We start from the raw sequence: 22512 nt of genomic DNA on the forward strand, positions 1-22512 counted from the left end.
CTTATGCCGCTTCGGTTTGTGCCTGGCTGGCGGAAATGGTCGAGAAGTAGACATCCTCCAGATCCGGCGCGACGGGTTCGAAACCCTCGCCCGGCGAAGCGTCGGCCTCAACATGGATCAGCACCTCGCCCTGGGTCAGGCGCATGGAAATAACGTTGTACTGCGCACGGTGCGCCGGCAGATCCGCCTTCGCAATTCGCTTCTTCCAGACCTTGCCCTCGAGGCTGGCGATCAGATCGGACGGCGCGCCCTCGGCGACGATCCGCCCCTGGTTCAGAATGGCCATCTGCGGACAGAGATCGGCAACATCCTCGACAATGTGCGTGGACAGGATGACGACGACATTCTCGCCGATCTCGGATAGGAGGTTGTGGAAACGGTTGCGCTCTTCGGGATCGAGACCGGCGGTGGGTTCATCGACGATGATCAGCTGCGGGTCGCCAATCAGTGCCTGGGCGATGCCGAAGCGCTGGCGCATGCCGCCGGAATAGGACGCCACGGATTTCTTCGCGACCTTGGTGAGATTGGTCTGCTCCAGTAGGCCGTCAACCACCCGCTTTCTTTCCTTGTTGTCGGAAATGCCTTTCAGGATGGCGAGGTGGTCGAGCATGGCGCGCGCCGACATGCGCGGATAGACGCCGAAATCCTGCGGCAGATAGCCAAGCTGGGCGCGAAGTTTCGCCGGTTCCTTGAGGACATCAATGCCATCGAAATCGATCGATCCCGTATCGGCATTCTGGAGCGTGGCGATGGTGCGCATCAAAGTCGATTTGCCAGCCCCGTTTGGTCCGAGGAGGCCGAACATGCCCTTCGGGATGGACAGCGAGACATTGTCGAGTGCGCGAACGCCATTGCCATAGGTTTTCGAAAGCGACGTGATTTCCAGCATTTTTTTCTCCCCGCAGCCCACTCGGCGGCCCGATTCTTGTTCCAGGGCCAACCATAGGGGGCGATCCGTATCTGGCGCTAGTGAACAAGACTCCATCTATTCGGCCTAGGGGGAAGCGCAGGCCCGAGGTCCCCCGCTGCGAATTCTGGTGAAATCCGTCGACCGATCGGCGCAGAATTGTGACCGCCGGTGCGGCCTTGTCGCTATCGGCTAATCCGGGGCAGCACCAATCCGGCTTCCTTCCGATAGACGCGATACTCGTCGCCATGCTCGGCGATCAGGTCGCGTTCCTCGAACCACAGCCCGATGAAAATATACGCCGTGAAGCCGACACTCAGAGCGATCTGCGTCATCGACATGGACGGTGTTGCCCAGACGCCGATGAGAACGCCGGTCTGGATCGGGTGCCGGACATAGCGGTACATGAGCTGTTTGGTAAAGGCGAGCGGCGGTCGGGGCTGATTGCGAAACTCCAGGTAAACCTGTCGCAATCCGAACAGATCGAAATGGTTGATGGCGAAAGTCGCAGCCAACAGGAATACCCAGCCAAGAATGAAGAGTCCCCACAGCGCATAGACCAGTGGCGTGGCCTCAATCTGCCAGACCATGCCGGGTACCGACTGCCAGAAGCCGATGAGTGCCACGCTGGTCAGCCCTGATATCAGGACATAGGTCGAGCGCTCGGCCGGCTCAGGCACAAATCGGGTGAGCATCGCCTTGTAGGCAGGGCGGGCGGTGAGCGTATGGATGCTCCCCCACACCGCAACGAGGCCGAAATTCCACAGCAGCGGTGGAATGCCTTCGATACGACCCTGCGACATGAATCCGTATGGCAGAAGGCCGGCCAAGGCCAAGATGATGCAAGCCAAGCCCGCTACAGCGATGAAATACGAAATAATTCCATAAAATAGAATAAGTATTCTTGTCATTTGAAAATCCCCCGTCGAAATTGTTTAAACACATCCGGCGACACTGCACCGACAAATAGCTGTAATACACATTATTAGATTTGCGGTCTGAACCCGCTTTCCGGCCTAGTGGAAGTCCCTGCTTTTGGGAATGACCCGTACATTTCGCGGATGACGCGGTGCCGGTACACGATGATCATCGATCGGGCGGCGCACCTCGTCGGCATGGGCGAGCGCATTGTCCATGGCGCGGCGGGCATCCTCGGACAGCAGGGTCAGATCCGCGGTGCGGTCGATGAGTTCGTCGGCGACGAGGTGGACGACTCCCTCGGCCGATTGCACCCGCCCCTTCACCAAGAGGACGCGGGCCCCCATCACGACGGGGCGGTAGCGCTCCATGACTCGCGGCCAGACCACGAGGTTGGCGATGCCGGTCTCGTCCTCGATGGTGATGAAGCACACGCCCTTGGCCGAACCGGGCCGCTGTCGGACCAGCACGACCCCGGCCAGCATGGCCCGCGCACCATTGCGCAGATTGTTGATCGTGTTCGTGGTCTTCACCCCCATCTCGCCATAGGCCTGACGCAGGAAACGCATCGGGTGATCCTTCAGCGACAGGCGAATGGTCTGATAGTCCTGCAGCACGTGCTCCGAACGCGGCATTTCGGGCAAGGCGACCGGCGCGTCGGCCCCCTGCTCCCTGGCATCGGCAGCGGCAAACAGCGGCAGGGCTGTATCCCGGGCCTCGCCGCGTACCGCCCACAGCGCCTGACGGCGATCGAGGCCGATTGAGCGGAAGGCATCGGCCGCGGCCAATGCCTCCAGTGGCTGACGGCGCAGACCGGCGCGGCGGCGCAGCGCGGCTGGGTCCTCATAGCCCTGTCCGCGGGCCTGCATCAGCCGCTCGGCGTCGTCCTTCTTCAGACTGTCGACCAGCCGCATGCCAAGCCGCAGCGCGCAGGGCCAGGGGCCGTCCTCCACCGGTTCCAGCGTGCAGTCCCAGTCGGAATGATTGATATCGACGCCACGCACCTCGACCTGGTGCTCGCGCGCATCTCGAACCAGCTGAGCGGGGGCGTAGAAGCCCATGGGCTGTGCATTGAGAATCGCCGCGGCGAAGGCATCCGGCCGGTGGCACTTCATCCAGGAAGAAACATAGACCAGGAGCGCGAAGCTGGCGGCGTGGCTTTCCGGGAAGCCGTATTCGCCGAATCCTTTGACCTGGTCGAAGCAACGTTTGGCAAAGTCTTCGTCATAGCCGCGCGTCACCATGCCGTTCACCATCTTCTCCTCATAGTGCTGGATGGTGCCGACCTTGCGGAAGGTCGCCATGGCGCGGCGCAGACCGTTCGCCTCGTCGGGCGTGAACTTGGCGGCATCGATGGCGATCTGCATCGCCTGCTCCTGAAAGAGCGGCACCCCTTTGGTGCGTGAAAGGATCTTTTCCAGCTCGTCCGGCGGCCCGTGCTCAAGTGCCGGCGAGGGATAGTCCACCGGCTCGATACCGCTGCGGCGGCGCAGATAGGGATGCACCATGTCGCCCTGGATGGGACCCGGGCGAACGATCGCCACCTCGATGACAAGATCATAGAATTGCCGCGGTTTCAGGCGCGGCAACATGTTCATCTGGGCTCGGCTCTCGACCTGGAAGACGCCGACGGAATCCGCCGCGCACAGCATGTCATAGGTCGCGGGATCCTCGCTCGGCACGCTGGCGAGATCGTAGCGCGGGCCGCCATGCAGGGCGATCAGGTCGAACCCCTTGCGCAGGCAGGTCAGCATGCCCAGCGCGAGCACATCGACCTTCATGATGCCGAGCGCGTCGATATCGTCCTTGTCCCACTCGATGAAGGTGCGGTCATCCATCGCCGCATTGCCGATCGGCACGGTCTCGACCAGCGGGCCCTGGGTCAGCACGAAGCCGCCGACATGCTGGGAGAGATGGCGCGGAAACCCGATCAGCTCGGTGGTCAGCTTGATGGCGCGGCGGATCATCGGATTGGCCGGATCCAGACCGGCTTCCTCGATCCGCTGGTCGGAGACCTCGCGGCCCCAGCTGCCCCAGACCGTACCGGCCATCGCAGCGCCGACATCCTCGGACAGGCCAAGCGCCTTGGTCACTTCGCGCACCGCCGAGCGCGGCCGGTAGGAGATCACGGTCGCGGTCAGCGCGGCACGGTGCCGGCCATAGCGATTGTAGACATACTGGATCACTTCCTCGCGGCGCTCGTGCTCGAAATCGACATCAATGTCGGGCGGCTCGCGCCGCTCCTTCGACATGAAGCGCTCGAACAGGAGGCTCGACTTGTCGGGATCGACACTGGTGATGCCGAGACAGAAACAGACCGAGGAATTGGCCGCCGATCCCCGCCCCTGGCAGAGAATGCCCTGTGTCCGCGCCCAGGCGACGATATCGTGCACGGTGAGGAAATATTGCGGGTAGCCGAGCTCCTCGATGAGCGCCAGCTCCTTCCTGATCGCTGCACTTACGCTGCCCGGTACGCCGTCGGGATAGCGCTCGGCCGCGCCTTCCCAGGTCAGGTCGGCGAGATGTTGCTGTGCCGACTTGCCGGGCGGCACCGGTTCGTCGGGATAGTGATAGGCGAGCTCGTCGAGCGAGAATTTACACCGGTTCGCGATCTCCATCGTACGGGTCAGCGCGGCCTCATGGCCCGCGAACAGGCGGGCCATTTCCTCTGGCGGCTTGATGAAGCGCTCGGCATTGGCTTGCAGACGAAAACCGGCGGTCTCGATGATCACGCCTTCGCGGATGCAGGTGAGGACGTCCTGCAACGGCCTGCGATGGGGAATGTGGTAGAGCACGTCATTGGTGGCGACGATGGGCGCACCGGTCCGCTCGCCCAGCGCTGCCAGCCTGGCGATCTTCTCGCGGTTGCGGCCGTCATGGCGGAAACTGGCGGCGAGATAGCAGCGTCCCGGCCAGAGCGTGGCAAGGTCTGCCAGTTGTGCCTCGAACGCCGCATCGGGCTCCGGCGGCGGTACGGCGATGAAGACCTGACCTTCGGCGCGGGCTTTCACATCGGCCAGCGTGATGTGACATTCGCCCTTGGGAACCTCTCCCATCTTGCCCTCGGACAGAAGGGCGGAGAGACGGCCATAGGCGGCGCGGTCGGTGGGATAGCAGAGCAGGCTCAGTCCGCAGACCAGGTCGAGCCGGCAACCGACGAGCAGTTTGAGCCCGTGCTCCTTTGCCGCCAGATGGGCGCGGACCACGCCCGCCAGCGTGTTGCGGTCGCAGATCCCGATCGCTGCCAGCCCCGAAGCGCGCGCCTGGAGCACCAGCTCCTCAGCGTGGGACGCCCCCCACAGGAAGGAAAAATTGGTCGTGACCTGGAGTTCGGCATAGCCGGTCATGCGAACAGCGCCTGTACGAACCAGCGGGGCGTACCGCCGCGCCCGTCCTGATAGAGGCCCTCGCGGAACACCCAGTAGCGGCGGCCGTCCTCATCCTCGATGCGGTAGTAGTCGCGCGCCCGCGCCTCGGCGTTGAAGGTGCGCCACCATTCGGGGGCGATACGCTCCGGCCCGTCGGCCCGCTTCACCCGTCTTGGCACCCGGCGCCAGACGAAGCGGACGGGCGGCCCGTCCGGAACCTCGGCGAGCACGTCAACGGCTTCGGGCCGGTCGAACATGCGCACCGGACGGTCGCCGCGCGGCGTTCCGAGGGCGTACTGCCAATCGGGCATTCGCCCTTCGAAGGGCTGCATTGTCTCACCGCGCTGCGGATCGTGGCTATTGACCGGGCAGGCGAGCCGTACGGCGCCCTCGCCCAGCCGCGCCGTCAGACGGTCGGCGAGCGCCGACAGGGCCGCGGTATCGACGGGGCCCGGTGCCAGCTCGGCGGAGAGATGTCGGGCCTCGACCTCGAGACTGTCAGGCCGGGTTGCGGCGAAAACGAGGAGGTCGATGCCGAAGCCGGGATCGATCCGCTCGATGCGGTCGCGGAAAAGACGTTGGACGTGCGCGGGATCACGCACCGGACGCGCTGTCGAGAGCGAGACGAAACTCGCCGTGCCATTGGACCGGTAGGCGGTCAGCGTGAAATCGCGCGCGCCCTTGCCATCCCTTTCGAGCTGGCGGCACAGGGTTTCCGACAGGATGGCGAGGCCGGCCGTCAGACCGTCGCCGGAAATCAGCGGATCGACATAGCTCTGCCGTGCTGCATAGTCCGGCGGCGGGCGCAGCGGGGTGAGCGGTTCCGACATCAGGCCGAGCGCCTGGTCGAGCCGCAGGCGGACCGCGTCGGCGGCCTGGCGCGAGGCAAAACGGCGGGTCAGCGCGGTCCGGTCGATGTCGTAGAGCTGGCCGATCCGGGTCAGACCGAAGCGGCGCAGCAGGCGTTCGGCGTCTTCCGACAGGCGCAACCCCTGTACCGGCAGGTCCTTGAGCGACAAGCGGACCTCCTGATCGGCGCGGCAGACATTGACGCGGCGATCGCCATGTCGCGCCAGCGCCCAGGCCGCCCCCGGTGTCGGTCCGGCGCCGATGCGGCAGGATATCCCGTCCCGTGCAAAGCGCTCGCCGATCTCGGTGAGGAGCGCGCCCTCGCCGCCGAAGAAGCGGGCGCAACCGGTGATGTCGAGGCGCAAGCCGTCAATGCCGTCCACCGCCGACAAGGGTGTCCAGCGGGTCGCCCACAGGCCGAGGGCCTCAAGCGCAGCAGTATCGGCCGCCCGGTCGACGGGTTCGGCCTGCAGATGCGGGGCGCGGCTGCGAGCGTCGGCAAAGCGCAGGCGCGGGCCGATGCCCAGCCGGTTGGCTGCGATGTTGGCCGCTGCCACGCGCAAGCCGGTGGCGCCTTGCTCGGTCAGGATGAAGGGCGTGTCATCCGGCCTTGCGGAAGGGCAGGATACGTCCCGGGTGCGCCGGGCGCGCCGGAGCCGGTCGATCGGCCAGTCCGGGAACCAGACGCTGGCAAAGCGTCTCATCGTCAAACTCCAGGTCAAATTGGCGGCCCGCCTGTCCGGGAGCCAGCCGCGAGCGTTCCAGCACGGCGCGCCAGCGGGGACGGCCGGGTGCGCGTGGATCGAATGGATTCACAGCTGACGGCGCAGGCGAGACGCGCCAGCGGGCATGCGCCGCCGTGGCGCCTTCGCGGGTGTAAGGCAGCAGGAGAAGCGCCGGGGTGTGACCGGCATCGCCGGCAAGGATCAGGCGGCGGCTGGCCGTGAAATCGGTATCGCGCACCTCTGTAACCACCACCGCGACCGCGCCGGAACGCAACCCCTCCTCGGTTGCCATCAGGGCTTCCAGCGCCGATCCGGTCTCGACGAAGAGAAAACGCGCGGGGTCGAGCCCGAAAGCTGCCGCGCCGAGCCCGGTGAGGCGGCCCTGGTCGAGAGCGATGACACGCTCGCGAATCCACAGCCAGATGCCGGGGCGGGACTTTGCCAGCGCCGACAGGGCGAAACCGGCCACTGCGCCGGCATCGCCATAGGATGCCTCGGCGATTTCATGCACACCTTCGGTCGCCAGCCCGAAAGGAAAGGCAGCGGAAGCGGCGTCATCGCGCAGCCGGTTAGCGGGCTGCACGAGGCGGTTTATCCCCGATGGCACGATCATATGTTCTATTTTTGTTCCGAGCGAGGAAAGAGTCAATCGGAGTCTGGAGTCCCGCGCCAAGGGCCTGTGACACCTCATCCCCGTGCAATTGGAAGCGGGAAGCGCTAAGTAGGCCGCTTCGCAACGAAATCCGCCGGACCTCCGCTGCATGTTCGACAATATCCTGACCGAAGACTACACCCCGCCAAAGACCTGTACGGTCGAGCGCGTGACGGCCGTAAAGCACTGGACAGACACGCTTTTCTCTTTCCGCATCACGCGACCACAAGCGTTCCGCTTCCGCGCGGGCGAATTCATCATGATCGGGCTGATGATCGGCGGCAAACCGGTGTTGCGCGCCTATTCGATCTGCAGCCCGACCTGGGATGAAGAGCTTGAATTCTATTCGATCAAAGCCCCCGGTGGTCAGCTGACGACAGAGCTCCAGCACATACAGGTCGGCGATGGCGTGCTGCTCGGCAAGAAGCCGACCGGCACCCTTGTCCACGATGCGCTGGTACCCGGAAAGCACCTCTATCTGTTCTCGACGGGGACCGGACTCGCACCGTTCGCGAGCATCATCCGCGAGCCGGAAACCTATGAAAAGTTCACGGAAGTCATCCTGACGCAAACATGTCGTACGGGTGAAGAACTGGCCTATGGCAAACAGCTGGTGGCGGACATCAGGCAGGATCCGCTGGTCGGCGAGCTGGTCGGCGACCGGCTGATCCACTTCACCTCGACGACGCGCGACGATACCCAGTCGCAGCGCGGCCGGATCACGGACCTGATCGAGAATGGCGAACTCGCCGCGGTCATCGGTCGCCCGGATCTTGATCCCGAGACCGACCGCGTGATGATCTGCGGGTCGGAAGCGATGCTGCGCGACCTGAAAGAGATGATGCTGGCGCGAAACTTCACCGAAGGTTCGAATGCCGCACCGGCGCAATTCGTCATCGAGAAGGCCTTTGCCGGAGACGGCGTCACCGGCTGATGGCGACGCCCCCGCTCCTGACCCTGCAATCCATGGCGCTGACCTTCGGTGTCACGCCGCTATTGCGCGATGCCAGCCTCGCCGTCTCGGAGGGTGACCGGATCTGCCTGGTCGGCCGCAACGGGTCGGGCAAGTCGACCTTCCTGAAGATCGCGGCCGGCCTGGTCGAGGCCGACAGTGGCGAGCGCTTTCTGCACCCCGGGGCGACGGTGCGCTATCTTGACCAGGACCCGGACCTCTCCGCCTTCCCGAGCGTGTTCGACTATGTCCGCGACGGGCTGGCGCCAGGCGATGACGAGCATCGCGCGCTCTATTACCTCAATGCTCTGGGCCTGACCGGCGACGAGGCCACCGGAACGCTGTCGGGCGGCGAGCGCCGCCGCGCCGCGCTGGCCCGCACGCTGGCGCCGGCACCTGATCTCCTGCTGCTCGACGAACCGACCAACCATCTCGACCTGCCGGCGATCGAATGGCTCGAAGGCGAGCTGAAATCGAGCGGATCGGCGCTGGTGCTGATCTCGCACGACCGGCGGTTTCTCTCGAACCTGTCGCGCCGGACCGTCTGGCTCGACCGGGGCGTAACGCAGGACCTCGACAGGGGTTTTGCCGCATTCGAGGACTGGCGCGACGACCTGCTCGAGAAAGAGGCGGAAGAACAACACAAGCTCGATCGCCAGATCGCACGCGAAGAGCACTGGGTGCGCTATGGCGTCACGGCGCGGCGAAAGCGCAATGTGCGGCGCATGCGCGAATTGTCGGACCTGAAGACGACACGGCGCGATTACGAGAAGAGCACCGGGCTCGCGTCGATCGAACAGAGCGATGCGGGCAAGACCGGCAAGCGCGTCGTCGAGGCCCGCTCAATCTGCAAAACCTATGGTAACGCGCCGATCGTGCATGATTTCTCGATCCGTATCGAACGCGGTGAACGGATCGGGCTGATCGGGCCCAACGGGGCGGGCAAGACGACATTGCTCAACATGCTGATTGGCAAGCTCGCACCGGATTCGGGCACGGTCGAGTTCGGCACCAATCTCGAAATTGCGACACTGGACCAGCACCGAGCAGCGCTGAAGCCGGAATGGACCGTGAAGGATGCGCTTTCGCCCGGCGGCGACATGGTCGAAGTCGGCGGCCGCAACAAGCATGTCATGTCCTACATGAAGGATTTCCTGTTCCGCCCGGAGCAGGCCGGTACACCGGTTGCAGCCTTGTCCGGCGGGGAAAAGGCGCGGCTGCTGCTGGCACGGGCGCTGGCCCGGCCATCGAATGTCCTGGTCCTGGACGAGCCGACCAACGATCTCGATCTCGAGACTCTCGACCTCCTCGAAGACTTCATCGCGAACTATGAGGGCACGGTGATCCTGATCACCCACGACCGGGATTTTCTCGACCGCATCGCCCAGCGCGTGATTGCGCCGGAAGGAAGCGGTAAATGGCAGGTCTATGCCGGCGGCTATTCGGACATGCTCGCCCAGCGCGGTGCAGACGTCGCGGCCCGCAAGGCCGTGAAGATCAGCGCAACGGCAAGATCCGGGCAGGCTGGCACACCGAAGAGCGAAAAGCGCAAGATGTCGAACAAGGACCGCTATGCGCTGGAGAAGCTGCCCGGTGAAATCGACGATCTCACAACGGAGATCGCCGCGCTGGAAGCCGAACTGGCGGCACCCGATCTGTTCACGAGGGATCCGGATCACTTCAGCGCCACCTCGAAACGGCTTGCGGCGGCCCAGCAGTCACTCGATGAGAAGGAAACGCGGTGGCTGGAACTGGAAGCCCTGCGCGAGGAAATCGAAGCGGAAAACGCGGAAAAGTAGCTGGGGCGACTGACGGGGCTTGAACCCGCGACCGCTCGGATCACAACCGAGTGCTCTACCAGCTGAGCTACAGCCGCCACAGTGAGAGGACGCGGGTTATAGATTCCCTATATGCCGCGTCAAGCATGCCGGGGAGTGGACAGACGGCCCTTCCCAAGGCTATCGCCTCCCCTAAAATAGTGCGCAAAGAGCCCGGTTGAAAGTGTCAGACAAATCCAAGCCCATCGCCAAAGCCCGCGCCATCAGCGGATTCCCGGAATACACGCCCGATCTGCGGCGTGCGGAGTTGCGCTGGATCGACACGATCCGGCAGGTCTTCGAACGCCATGGCTATGTGAATATCGAGACCCCGTCGGTGGAAGAGGTCGAGACGCTGGCCGCCAAGGGCGGTGATGTCGACAAGGAGATCTATGGCCTTCAGCGGTTGAATGCCGAAGGTGACGAGAAAGGCGCGCGGCTGGCGCTGCACTTTGACCTGACGGTGCCGACGGCGCGCTATGTCGCCCAGCATTTCAACGATTTGTCCTTCCCCTTCAAGCGCTATCAGATCCAGCGCGTGTGGCGCGGTGAACGCCCACAGGAAGGCCGCTTCCGGGAATTCCTGCAATGCGATGTCGATGTCATCGACCAGGACGAGATCAGCCATGATTTCGACGCCGAGATCGCGCTGATCGCGATGCAGGCGCTGAACGCGGTCGGGGCCGGCCCGATCCGCTTCATGCTGAATAATCGCAAGATCCTGATCGGCTTCTATGAGGGGCTGGGCATCGCGAATGCGGCCGACGTGATCCGCGTCGTCGACAAGATCGACAAGCTGCCGATCGCCGAGATCGAACGCATCCTGGTCGAGGAAAACGGGCTGCCAGCCGACACTGCGAAAGCCTGCCTGGCACTGGCGCAGATCCGCTCGACCGACAATGGATTTGCCGACGAAGCCCGAAAGCTGGGGGTTACAAACGCGCTGTTCGAGGAGGGGCTTGCCGAACTCGAGACCGTCATGGACCGGCTCAATGCTGCCGACAAGGGCGATTGCGTTGTCGAGGCCAATCTCGCGATCGCGCGCGGACTCGATTACTACACCGGCGTCGTCTACGAGGTTCAACTCGTTGATTACCCAGAATATTCCACGATCTGCGCGGGCGGGCGCTATGCCGATCTCGTGGGCGCCTACATCAAGCGCGACCTGCCGGGCGTGGGCATTTCCATCGGGCTGACACGGCTCTTTGCCAAACTGGTGAAGGAAGGCGTGATCACCGGCGAGCGGGCGTCGCCGACAGATGTGCTGATCGCGCGCTTTGCGGAAAGCGACGTGCTCGAGCTCGACGGATTGGCGAACCGGTTGCGGGAACGCGGCATCAATGTTGAAGTCTATCACGCCCCGGCGAAACTGAAGAACCAGTTCCGCTATGCCGAGCGCAAGGGTATTCCGTATTTCTGGTTCGCGGGTGAACCGCATGAGGTCAAGGATCTCGGCGCCGGCGAACAGGAAGCGGCCGATCCTGACAGCTGGCTGCCGGCGCGTCTGAAAAGCTGATGAAACGCCTTGCCGTCATCGGACCTGGCAAGGTCGGGCGGACGCTGGCGAAGCTGTTTCACCAACACCAGGTCTATGAGATTGGCGCGCTGGTTTCGGTGAATCCGGAGACCGCGCAGGCCGCAGCAGACTTCATTGGAGCTGGCGCGCAGGGTGGCACGCTGGAGACGGCCGACATTGTGCTGATCGCGGTACCGGACCCGGTGCTGGAGACCGTGATCGCCGAACTCGCCGCCAAGGCGATTAAACCCGGGGCGATCCTTGCGCATACGTCCGGCGCACTCGGCCCGGACCTGTTCGACGTCCTGGCGGGTCAGAATGTCCGGACCGCTTGCGTCCATCCGGTTAAGGCGTTTTCCGATCCTGCGCGGTCCGTGGCGACCTTCGACGGCACGGTGACCACGCTACAGGGCGAGGCGTCGGCGTGTGCCGAGCTGGCGACGGCATTCTCGGCCATTGGCGGACGCACGCTCGAACTGTCGCTCGATACCGACCGCACGCTTTACCACGCCGCCATTGTCTTCATGGCCAACCATTTGCCGACGCTGGTACAGGCCGGGCTGAAAACGTTCGCGCAGGCCGGGATCTCACGCGAGGCGGGGTTCGCCATAGCCGGCCCGATCCTGCGCGATACACTTGAGGCGGTTCTCGTGAATGGACCGGCGGCGGCGCTTACAGGTCCGGTCGCGCGGGGCGATGCCTTGACCGTGGCACGGCACCTGGAAAAGCTGGGCCATGCAGATACCGATCTCGCCGCCCTCTATGCAGCGCTAGCGCGTGCGACGGCGGATGTGTCCGCCGAAAAGGGCGAGGCGTCTGTAGACGGCTTGCTGGCGATCCGGGAGCTGACGAACCCTGGCTGAACCTCGCCGCCTTCCCGGTCAGGTATCACTCTAATCCGGGACCCATATACTCAACCCACCTCATGGTGAGGTGCCGCCGCAGGCGGCCTCGAACCACTCAGAGCGTTGGGCTTCCCGATCTTTCGAGGGCGGCTGCGCCTCCACCTCAAGATGAGGTGGTGGATTGCAGGCAAATCTTCGCCTGTGACGGCGACGGTGCAGCGACTGAGGTGACCTTACGCCTTCGCCACGGACAGTTTCACGGTCTTGCCGGTGAGCTTGGCTTCGGTGATGAAACCCTCGCCGAGGGATGAGCCCCATTCCACTGCCAGCGTTTCCGAACCGATCATGTTGCCATGGGCGTCGAGCGCTGCCGCGACATCGTCATCGCCCTCCACGCCAAGCCGGATGCGGTCCGAGACGTCCAGCCCGGCTTCCTTGCGGGCGGTCTGGACGGCACGAATGAGATCGCGGGCAAGGCCTTCGCGTTCCTGGTCGTCATCGACCGAGACGTCGAGCACGGCGGCACCGATCTTGTCGAAAGGTTCGGCAGCCGTGCCTTCGGCGCTTTCGAGGCGCATCTCGTAATCGTCGGGGCCCAGCGTCTCTCCGGCCACTTCGGCGGTCCCATCATCGTTGAGCGTGAAATCACCCTGGCGCGACGCCGCCATGACGTCCTTCATCTTCTTGCCGAGGCGGCGGCCGATGACCGGGTTCACCTTCATCTGCAACTCGCCGTATCTGGAGAGGTCTTCGGCGAAGATCACGTCGCGGACATTGACCTCGTCGGCGATCAGGCCGGCGAAATCCCTGAGGCTTCCGGCTTCCGGGTGGGCTACGACCAGCGATTTCAACGGCAGGCGGACGCGCAGGCGGAAGCGCTCGCGTACGGCCAGCGTCGCCGAACAGGCCTCGCGGACACGGTCCATCGCGGCGACCAGGTCGTGATCCTGCGGGAAGAGGTCCTGCGACGGCCATTCGGTGAGATGCACCGAGCGCTCACCGGTCAGGCTCTTGTAAAGCTTCTCGGCCAGCAACGGCATCAGCGGCGCGACCACTTGCGAGACGCGCACCAGAACGGTGTAGAGCGTGTCGAAGGCGGCCGGATCGGCGCTCTCGCCCTCACCGCCCCAGAAACGGGCGCGCGAACGGCGGATATACCAGTTGGTCAGGGCATCCATGAACGCCTTGGTCTCGCGGCAGGCGCCGGGCACATCATAAGCGTCGAGCCGTTCCGCGACCGTGGCGGCCAGCTCACCGGTCTTGGTGAGGATGTAATTGTCGAGCGGATCGGATGCTTTGGTGACCAGTTCCGGACGCCTCTCCTCGAGGTTCGCGTAAAGCGAGAAGAAGGTATAGGCGTTGACCAGCGGCGAGATCGCCTCGCGCTGTACGGCCGCGACGTCGCGACCCTCCTTGGGCACCAGCAGATCGCCGCCGGTCAGGACCGGCGAGGAGATCAGGAACCAGCGCATCACATCGGAACCGTATGCGTCGAAGAATTCGAGCGGATCCGGGTAGTTGCGCAGGCGTTTCGAAAGCTTCTGGCGGTTCTCGTCGAGCACCACGCCATGACAGATCGCCGACTTGAAGGGCGGGCTATCGAACAACATCGTGCCGAGCACCATCAGCGTGTAGAACCAGCCGCGGGTCTGGGCGACATATTCAACGATGAAATCGGCCGGGAAATTGGCCTCGAACCAGTCCTTGTTCTCGAACGGGTAATGCACGGCCGCATAGGGCATGGAGCCGGATTCAAACCAGCAGTCGAACACGTCCTCGACGCGGCGCATCATCGACTTGCCGGTCGGATCGTCCGGGTTCGGGCGGATCAGATTGTCGACATGGGGCCGGTGGAGGTCATCGACCCTGACGCCGAAATCGGCTTCCAGCTCAGCGATCGAGCCGTAGACATCAACGCGCGGATGGTTCGGGTCGTCCGACACCCAGACCGGGATCGGCGTGCCCCAGAAACGCGAGCGCGAGATATTCCAGTCCTGCGCATTTGCGAGCCAGTTGCCGAACAGCCCGTCCTTTACATGCGACGGCGTCCAGTCGATCTGCTGGTTCAGTTCGACCATGCGCTCGCGGAATTTCGAGACTTCGAGATACCAGGACTCCACCGCCTTGTAGATCAGCGGCTCGTCGGTGCGCCAGCAATGCGGATAGTTGTGGTCGATCGTATCGTGGCGGAGGAGCTTTCCCTCCTCCTTGAGACGCTGGATGATCAGCTTGTTGGCGTCAAAGACCAGCATGCCCTCATAATCGGAGACCGCGCTCGTATACTTGCCGGTGTGATCGACCGGCACGACGACGCCGATGCCGGCCTCGCGGCAGGCCTTAAGATCGTCCTCGCCGAAGCCGGGCGCCATGTGCACGATGCCGGTGCCGTCCTCGTCGACGACGAAATCGCCTGACAAGACCTGGAAAGCTTTCTCCTGGCCGAGGAAATAGTCGAAGGGCGGCGTGTAGTGCAGGCCCTTGAGATCGGTGCCCCTGACCTCGCCGAGCTTTTCGTAGCCCTCGAGTTCCTTCTTGTATTTCGCCAGCCCGTTGACCGACAGGACGAGCTTGTCGGTGCCGTTGCCCATCACCGCATAGGTGATGTCCTCGCCGACCGCGGTGGCGAGGTTGGAGGGCAGGGTCCAGGGCGTCGTGGTCCAGATCAGGATGCGGGCGCTCTCAAGCAGGCCGGTGCCGTCGGTCAGCGGGAAGCCGACCGTGATCGCCGGGTCCGTACGCATGCGATAGGAATTGTCGAGCCGGGTCTCGAAATTCGAGAGCGGGGATTCGACTGCCCAGCTGTACGGCACGACGCGGTAGTCCTTGTAGACCAAGCCCTTGTCGAACAATTGCTTGAACGCCCAGATGCAGCTTTCCATGAAAGGCAGATCGAGCGTCTTGTAGGCGTTCTCGGTGTCGACCCAACGCGCCGAGCGGCGGACATATTCCTCCCAGTCCGCGGTGTAGCGCAGCACGGCGGTGCGGCAGGCGTCGTTGAACTTGTCGATGCCGAGATCGAGGACCGCCTTGCGGCCGGACACGCCGATCTCCTTTTCGGCCGCGAGCTCCGCCGGCAGACCATGCGTATCCCAGCCGAAGCGGCGTTCGACGCGCTTGCCCTTCATGGTCTGGTAGCGCGGGATGACGTCCTTGACGAAGCCGGTCAGCAAATGCCCGTAGTGCGGCAGGCCATTGGCGAATGGCGGACCATCATAAAAGACGAACTGGTCGTCCTCCGGGCGGTCCTCGACCGAGCTCTCGAAGGTCTTGTCGGCGTCCCAGAATTCGAGAATTTCCCGCTCGATCTCCGGCAGCGAGACAGGCGAGGAGAGCGTCGGGAATGTCTGGGTCATGATGAATACCGGTCAGGAATGGAGGTCGAGCGGTTGATTCCACTCTTTGCAAACGAGAACAAGCCGCGCAGCTGTACCGCGCGGCTTGCCGATTTAGGAAGTTTTGCCGGCGAATACTAGTCGCGGGCTTCCTCTTGCCGCGCGATCGCGTCGAACAGGCGCACACCCCAGCCGACGCCGCCTTCGGGAACCGTCGGGCTGGACGAGAAGGCCCAGCCTACATTGGCCATGTCTATGTGCGCCCACGCCGTGTCCTCATCGACGAAGCTTGCGATGACCTGGGCACCGATCCCGGCCCCTGCCCCGTCGCCGCCGGTATTGCGGATATCGGCGATCGGCGACGCGATGTCGTCGGCATAGGAGGGGTCAAGCGGCAGCCGCCAGAGGATCTCGCCCACTTCCTCGCCGGCGTCGAGGATCCGCCTTGCCACGTCGTCATGACGCGAGAACAGGCCGGCATATTCGCGGCCGAGCGCTGTCCGGATCGATCCGGTTAGCGTGGCGATGTCGATCATCAATGAGGGATTGTATTGATCCTGCGCGTAGCGCACGGCATCGGCGAGGATCAGGCGACCTTCGGCGTCGGTGGAGAAGATCTCGATGGTCTGGCCGGAAAGCGTGGTCACGACATCGCCCGGCCGCTGCGCTGTGCCAGACGGCATGTTCTCGACCAGCGGGGCGACGGCGATCGCATTGACGCCGGCATCGCGGCGCGCCAGCGCCAGGACCGCCGCCACAGACGCCGAAGCGCCGGCGAGGTCGTACTTCATGCGCCACATGCCGGTCCGGCCCTTGATGGAAATGCCGCCACTGTCGAACGTCACGCCCTTGCCGACAAAGGCGATCGGTGCGTCGCCGCTGGCACCGCCCGTGTATTCGACGACCAGCAGGCGCGGCGGGCGCGAAGAGCCCAGTCCGACCCCGAGGAGGGCGCCCATTCCCAGTTCCTGCATATCGGCGACGTCGAGCACGCGGATGCTCACATTGCGTTCGCCTTCAAAGGCGGCCTGCGTGCGTTCGACAAAGACCTGGGGATAGATCTCATTGCCCGGTGCATTGATCAGGTCGCGGGCAAAAGCGGTGGCCTCGATGATCGGCGCATGATTGGCGTTGAAGGCCGCCTGCGCTTCGTCCGGCGCGTCGAGATGGACGATCAGTTCCGGCTCGTAATCAGAACGATCGGAGAGATAGCGGTCGAAGCGATAGTCGCCCAGCCCGGCGCCCAGCGCGACACTCAGCGCCGTGCTCTGCTCCAGCGTTTCCGGCCAGACAAGCGAAACCGTGGCTTCCGCGTCACGCGACAGGTTGATCAGGCTGCCGCCAAGCGCTTCGGCGGCCGCACGGTCAAGATCATCCCGGCCGACGACCACGACCTGGTCGAACTCGGCGACGGCATAGAGGGTCGTCATTGCGCCGGCCTCGCCGGAGAAATCGGCAGCTTCAAGCGCCCGGACGATATAGTCAGCGTCTGCCTGGGCCAGCCCGATGTCCGGAAGGACAAGGTCGCTACCGGCCGGAATGACCACAATGCCGTTTTCGGGCAGGCCGGCGTGCTCGAAGCCGATATCGGCGACAGCATTTGCGGACACGAGAACCAGAGATGCGGCCGCTGCGGCCATCCATTTCATCAACATGACAATCTCCCCAGATATACTCCTGCCGCCGTAGATACGTAGAATTCCCGCCGCGGCAAGTGAGCAATCCGAAAGGTGTGATGGCTAGGCGCTTTGTGCGTCTTTCCCGGGGCGGATGCCGAAAAAGAGCGCGTAAAGCACCGGCACGGCAATCATTGTGAGAATGGTGGCGAAGGTCAGCCCGCCAATGATGGTTACCGCCATGGCCTGGAAAAAGGCATCGAACAATAACGGCGCCATGCCCAGAACCGTCGTGACCGCGGCGAGAAGGACGGGCCGCAGGCGGCTGATCGCTCCGTCGCGAACTGCCGCAAACGGGTCAACACCGCTGCCGATACGCTGATCGACTTCATCGACGAGCACGATCGCATTCTTGATCAGCATGCCCGACAGCGACAGCAAGCCGAGGAGCGCGGTGAAGCTGAAGGCGACCTGCGTGACAAGCAGTCCGATCACCACGCCGTTGACGGCCATTGGCACGATCGCCCAGATAATCAGCGGCTGCCGTATCTTGGCGAACAGCATGAAGGAGATGGTCAGCATCACCACCAGCGCTAGCGGTAATTGCCGGCCCAGCGATTCATTGGCCCGGGCCGAGCTTTCATGCTCGCCGCCCCACTCCATCGCGTAACCCGGCGGCAGATCGACGGATTCGATGACGGCGCTGAACCGTCCGAACGCTTCGGTCGCCGTCTCGCCTGGCAGGGGATTGGCCTGGACCGAGATCGTCCTCACGCGGTCGCGGCGCTGTATCAGGGCTTCTTCCGATTCGAGTTCGAATCGCGACACGACCTGGCCGAGCGGAATATACGTCATCTGCGCCGGGCTCCAGACCAAGCGGTCCTCCAGGCCGGCCGCGCCGGTCCGTTCATGTTCCGGCGCGCGAGCGATGATCGGAATCAGTTCGTCGCCTTCGCGGAAAGTGCCAATGCGGCCGCCCTCGGTCGCGAATATCATCATGTCGGCGATGTTCTGCCGCGTCACGCCAGCCGTCTGGGCACGTTCCTCGACGATAACCGGACGGATCACCGGGGTCTGATTGCGCCAGTTCGACCGAATGTCGATGACATTGCCGCGGGCTTCGAGCGCCGCAATCGCCTCGTTTGCCAGGGCGCGCAGGGTTTCCATTTCCGGGCCCGAGAACCGGGCTTCCAGCTTGGCGCCAGACGGCGGCCCGAAAACAATCCTGTCGGCACGGATCTCGACATCGGGATGGCGCGCACGGACGTGGTCGAGAATCCTGTCGCCGAGGCCCGGGATCGCGTCGGTATCGCTCGTGCGGACGATGATCTGCGCATAGGAGGAAGAGGGTTGCTCGGCATTGTAGGTCAGCATGAAGCGGGTTGCACCGGATCCGACATAAGTGTCGAACTGGACCGTTTCCGGTTGCTCACCGACAAAATTGCCGACCTCGCGCGCCAACTCGTCCGTTGCGAGAATGTCGGTGCCTTCCGGCAGCTGCATGTTGACGAAGAAGATCGGCGTATTGGTCTCCGGAAAGAAAGACTGGCGGACCGACCCAAAGCCGACATAACACGCCATCGTCATGGCGATCAGCAGCAGCAGGAACAGCCAGCGGTAATTGAGTGCCAGGGACAGGATCGGACGGTAGGCCGCATAAAGCGCTCCGCGATAAAGCCGCGCTTCGTCCAGCTCTTCCGCATCAGAGGCCGCGGCCTGCTCGCGTTGAGCGGAAAACAACTGGAAGCCGATCATCGGGACCACGGTCACCGCGAGCACCCAACTCAGCAGCAGGGAAATCCCGATAACGGCAAACAGCGAGAACAGGAATTCGCCGGTCGCGTCCGGCGACAGGCCGATCCCCGAGAACGCCATGATCCCGATGACGGTGGCCCCGAGCAGCGGCCACTGGGTGGCATTGACGGCCTCCACCGCTGCCTCCAGTCGGCGCTTGCCCATGCGGATGCCGGTCAGCATGCCCTCGGTTACCACGATCGCGTTGTCGACCAGCATGCCCATGGCGATAATCAGCGCCCCCAGGGAGATACGTTCCATCTCGATGGCAAACAGATTCATGAAGAAAATGGTGCCCATGACGGTCAGCAGGAGAACCGACCCGACAGTCAGCCCGGCGCGCCAACCCATGAACAGCATGAGCACGCCGATAACGATCGCGATCGAAAGCGCCAGGCTGAACAGGAAGTCATTGATGGCACGATCGACAACGACGTGCTGCTGGTAGACCGGATGCATCTCGAAGCCGAGCGGGATCTGGGGCGCGAGCGCGTCGAGCCGTGCTTCCACAGCGCTGCCGACATCTACAATATTGGCATCTGCCTGACCGGCAACACCGAGCGTGAAGGCGCGTACATTGTTATGGTAGATGAAGTTATCCGGCCGTTCGACGGGCGCACGGTGGATGGTCGCGACTTCCGACAAACGGATTGCATCGGCACCACCGCCCGGCGTGATCAGGAGATTCTCGATGGCCTCGACGCCCGACAGGGTCTGCGGGATGTCGAGCCGGATATAGCGGTCCCCGACCGGCGTTGCACCGGCATCGACAACAGCATTTTCGCTGCCGATGGCCTGTAACAACAGCTCGTATGACAAGCCGACCCGGGCCAGCTCCTCCTGCGGCACTTCGATGAAGATGCGTTCTTGCGGCTGCCCTTCCACTGCGACCCGCGAAACGCCATCGACCACGAGCAGTTCTCGGCGCAGCATACGCGCGACATCGCGAATGCGGTCATCGGAGAACCCCTCCGCCGTGACCGCGTAGAAGATGCCGTAGGTTTCCCCGAAATCGTCAAAGATGACCGGTTCACCGACACCCGGCGGCAGGGACGGGACGATATCGCGAATGCGCGCCCTCATTTTCGTCCAGATCTGCGGCAGCTCGTCGCCGTCAAACGTGTCCTCGATCACCACCCGGATCTCTGCCATGCCCGGTGAGGATTCCGACCGGATCTCGTCGACTTCGGCCATCTGCTGCAATGCGGTTTCGATCTGCTCGGTCACCTCCTCCTCGACCTCGCGAGCGGTTGCGCCGGGATAGGGTACGAAGACGATCGCCTCTTTAATGGTAAAGGCCGGATCTTCCAGGCGACCGATATTCATGAAGCCGTGTAAGCCGCCAAAGAAGCAGGCGAGAACGATCAGCCATGTCAGTACCGGACGCTGGATCGATATGGCGGCAATCGAGCGGGCTGTGCTAGCGCTCGTCATGGCGGCCTCTATGGTTGTTCGGTTAGCGGACGGACGGCCATGCCGTCCTGAAGCGAATGAACACCGGCCGTGACGATTTCGTCGCCGGGCGCCAGACCGCTTACGACCTGCACCCGGCCTTCATTGATGCCGGCAACATCGATCGGCCGGAATTGCACCTGACCAGTATTTTCATCAAACACGAACACGGCGGGTTCGCCGTCCGCATCATATGCCAGCGCATTGACGGGGATGTGCACGGCATTCGGCAGATCGGCATCCGGCGAGAATTCGGCATAAACGGTCGCGGTCATTCCCGGAAGGATGTTGGCCGGAATCTCCCCCGGCAGCGCCAGGACCCCCCGATAGGTCTGTGAAGCTGCATCCGGCTCGCTGATCAGTTCGCGCGGCGTCAGCGTGAAGCGCTGCCCCGGCAGGAAGGCGAAGCTGGCTTCAACGGAGAGCAGTTCGTCCGGCGTGAAGGTCGCAATCAGGTCTTCCGAAAGCGGAATTGATACCCGTAATTCGCTGACATCCTGCAGGCGAGCAATAGGCTGGCCCGGAGGCACGACCGTGAAGTTCTCGACCAACACCCGGCTGATCAGGCCGTCGAAGGGCGCGCGCAGGGTGGCGTTCTCGAGATTCCGGCGTGCATTCTCGAGGGCAACAAGGCGGAGATCGTATTGGGTCTGGGCGTTGTCGCGCGCAGCCGCCGACGCGATACCGCGATCGAATAGGGTTTGCTGGCGATCCAGGTCGGTGCGCGCCTGTTGCAACTGGACCCGTGCTTCGCGTTCGGCGCGCTGAAAGTCTTCAAGGTCGAGTTGGGCGATCAGGTCGCCCTCCGCTACCTCAATGCCATCAGTGACCGGCAGTTCGGCAAGCTGGCCATTGACCTGAAACGACAGGTCAACCGAACGCGCGGCTTCGACGCGTCCGACGAATTCATAGTGACGATCCGGCCCGATACCGGCGACCGTCTCCACCTGGACAAGGCGCGGCGACGGGTTGTTTTCAACGGTTTCGGACGAACAGGCGGTCAGAAGACCGGCGATCATGATCAGGGGGAGGAAGGCGCGGGACATCAGAACAAGTCCTTGGTCATGGATTCGAGCCGGGCACGTATGTCTTCGAGCATAGGGTCGTCCGGCATGGGAAAAGAGAGGAGTTCACGGTGGTTCAGACCATTGGCGGCCAACAGGACAATCTGGGCGAGAACGGGATCCTTTGCATTGTCGACGAATTCCGCGTCGATCCGTTTCACCATCTCGCGGGCCGGATCGAGCAATTCGGGCTGTTCCGCGATTGCGGCCAGCAGGGCATTCGCCAATTGCTTCTTCTCGGGGTTTCGTTCGGTCAGGGCGCAGATCAGCAGTGTCTGGAAAGTCGCTTTCTCGGGAGAGGCGGTGTCGCGAACGGATTTCAACTCGTCCTCGAAGCGCTTCACATGTCGGCGGACGAGCGCCGTCAGCAAGGCCTGCTTGTTGGGATAGTGATAGAGCACGCCGCCTTTCGAGAAGCCGCTTTCAGTTACGACGGCGTCGATCGTCAGCTTGCGTGCACCGTCGCGCTGGGTGATGCGCTGGGCCGCATCCAGTATGGCCGTTTGTGTATCGGTCTGGGGCGAAGAGCGTGTCGTGTCGGTCATTGTGAATTCCGTGGATGCTGCATTGCACATATACCGTCTGGACGGTATGTTCAAGACCGTCCAGACGGTACAGTAATGTGTGAGGGTTGAAATGGTTCCGCTGTATGCCGGGATTGCACGATGCTTTGCCGGGTGCAGCAATGTCGGGAACAGGACCGGG

At 63.4% G+C, this 22512-nt stretch carries 14 protein-coding genes and 1 tRNA gene; 4 read left to right on the forward strand and 11 right to left on the reverse strand.

Annotated elements, in window-relative coordinates; translation table 11 throughout:
• Nucleotide 1: 1 nt before the first annotated feature.
• From ACOOFN_RS05525 to ACOOFN_RS05545, 5 genes are all read right to left on the reverse strand, one after another.
• Nucleotides 2-889: an ABC transporter ATP-binding protein gene (locus ACOOFN_RS05525; protein WP_420434492.1), complete on the reverse strand. Its 888-nt coding sequence runs from the start codon at nt 887-889 to the stop codon at nt 2-4.
• Nucleotides 890-1092: 203 nt separating this feature from the next.
• Nucleotides 1093-1710 carry a methyltransferase family protein gene (locus tag ACOOFN_RS05530; RefSeq protein WP_420434494.1) on the reverse strand — a complete coding sequence of 206 codons (618 nt, stop codon included), beginning with the start codon at nt 1708-1710 and terminating at the stop codon, nt 1093-1095.
• A 213-nt stretch (nt 1711-1923) separates the two neighbouring features.
• The gene (locus ACOOFN_RS05535; RefSeq protein WP_420434496.1) at nt 1924-5172 is read right to left on the reverse strand and encodes an error-prone DNA polymerase; all 3249 of its coding nucleotides are present in this window, start codon (nt 5170-5172) and stop codon (nt 1924-1926) included.
• Nucleotides 5169-6746, reverse strand: a complete 1578-nt coding sequence (locus tag ACOOFN_RS05540) for a Y-family DNA polymerase (RefSeq protein WP_420434498.1) — start codon at nt 6744-6746, stop codon at nt 5169-5171. Before ACOOFN_RS05540 ends, ACOOFN_RS05535 begins: the two co-directional genes overlap by 4 nt.
• A complete protein-coding gene (locus tag ACOOFN_RS05545; protein WP_420434500.1) occupies nt 6643-7380 on the reverse strand; it encodes an ImuA family protein in 738 nt (245 codons plus the stop codon). Before ACOOFN_RS05545 ends, ACOOFN_RS05540 begins: the two co-directional genes overlap by 104 nt.
• A 148-nt stretch (nt 7381-7528) precedes the next feature.
• On the opposite strand from ACOOFN_RS05545, the gene ACOOFN_RS05550 reads away from it, so the two are divergent.
• Both ACOOFN_RS05550 and ACOOFN_RS05555 read left to right on the forward strand, forming a co-directional pair.
• Nucleotides 7529-8353 (forward strand): ferredoxin--NADP reductase, encoded by an 825-nt coding sequence (locus ACOOFN_RS05550; RefSeq protein ID WP_420434502.1) that lies wholly within the window; start codon nt 7529-7531, stop codon nt 8351-8353.
• Nucleotides 8353-10170 carry an ABC-F family ATP-binding cassette domain-containing protein gene (locus ACOOFN_RS05555; protein ID WP_420434504.1) on the forward strand — a complete coding sequence of 606 codons (1818 nt, stop codon included), beginning with the start codon at nt 8353-8355 and terminating at the stop codon, nt 10168-10170. Before ACOOFN_RS05550 ends, ACOOFN_RS05555 begins: the two co-directional genes overlap by 1 nt.
• A gap of 1 nt (nt 10171) precedes the next feature.
• On the opposite strand, the gene ACOOFN_RS05560 is transcribed toward ACOOFN_RS05555, so the two are convergent.
• A tRNA-His gene (locus ACOOFN_RS05560) sits at nt 10172-10247 on the reverse strand.
• Nucleotides 10248-10372: 125 nt separating this feature from the next.
• Here ACOOFN_RS05560 and hisS point away from each other — a divergent pair.
• Nucleotides 10373-11704 (forward strand): histidine--tRNA ligase, encoded by a 1332-nt coding sequence (gene hisS / locus ACOOFN_RS05565; protein ID WP_420434506.1) that lies wholly within the window; start codon nt 10373-10375, stop codon nt 11702-11704.
• Nucleotides 11704-12567, forward strand: coding sequence for a Rossmann-like and DUF2520 domain-containing protein (locus ACOOFN_RS05570; protein WP_420434508.1), 864 nt, complete (start codon nt 11704-11706; stop codon nt 12565-12567). Before hisS ends, ACOOFN_RS05570 begins: the two co-directional genes overlap by 1 nt.
• Before the next feature lie 215 nt (nt 12568-12782).
• Here ACOOFN_RS05570 and ileS read toward each other — a convergent pair whose 3' ends face one another.
• The 5 genes from ileS to ACOOFN_RS05595 form a co-directional block, all read right to left on the reverse strand.
• Entirely contained in the window at nt 12783-15902 is a 3120-nt protein-coding gene (ileS, locus tag ACOOFN_RS05575; RefSeq protein ID WP_420434510.1) for an isoleucine--tRNA ligase, read from the reverse strand.
• Between the two features lie 116 nt (nt 15903-16018).
• Nucleotides 16019-17536, reverse strand: coding sequence for a leucyl aminopeptidase (locus tag ACOOFN_RS05580; RefSeq protein ID WP_420434512.1), 1518 nt, complete (start codon nt 17534-17536; stop codon nt 16019-16021).
• Nucleotides 17537-17620: 84 nt separating this feature from the next.
• Complete coding sequence (locus ACOOFN_RS05585) at nt 17621-20725, reverse strand: efflux RND transporter permease subunit (RefSeq protein ID WP_420434514.1); 3105 nt, start codon at nt 20723-20725, stop codon at nt 17621-17623.
• A gap of 8 nt (nt 20726-20733) precedes the next feature.
• Nucleotides 20734-21789, reverse strand: a complete 1056-nt coding sequence (locus tag ACOOFN_RS05590) for an efflux RND transporter periplasmic adaptor subunit (protein ID WP_420434516.1) — start codon at nt 21787-21789, stop codon at nt 20734-20736.
• A complete protein-coding gene (locus ACOOFN_RS05595) occupies nt 21789-22352 on the reverse strand; it encodes a TetR/AcrR family transcriptional regulator (RefSeq protein WP_420434518.1) in 564 nt (187 codons plus the stop codon). The genes ACOOFN_RS05590 and ACOOFN_RS05595 overlap by 1 nt, the downstream gene beginning before the upstream one ends.
• Between the last annotated feature and the right edge of the window lie 160 nt (nt 22353-22512).

The sequence above is a fragment of the Hyphobacterium sp. genome (assembly GCF_965217055.1).
Lineage (GTDB): Bacteria > Pseudomonadota > Alphaproteobacteria > Caulobacterales > Maricaulaceae > Hyphobacterium.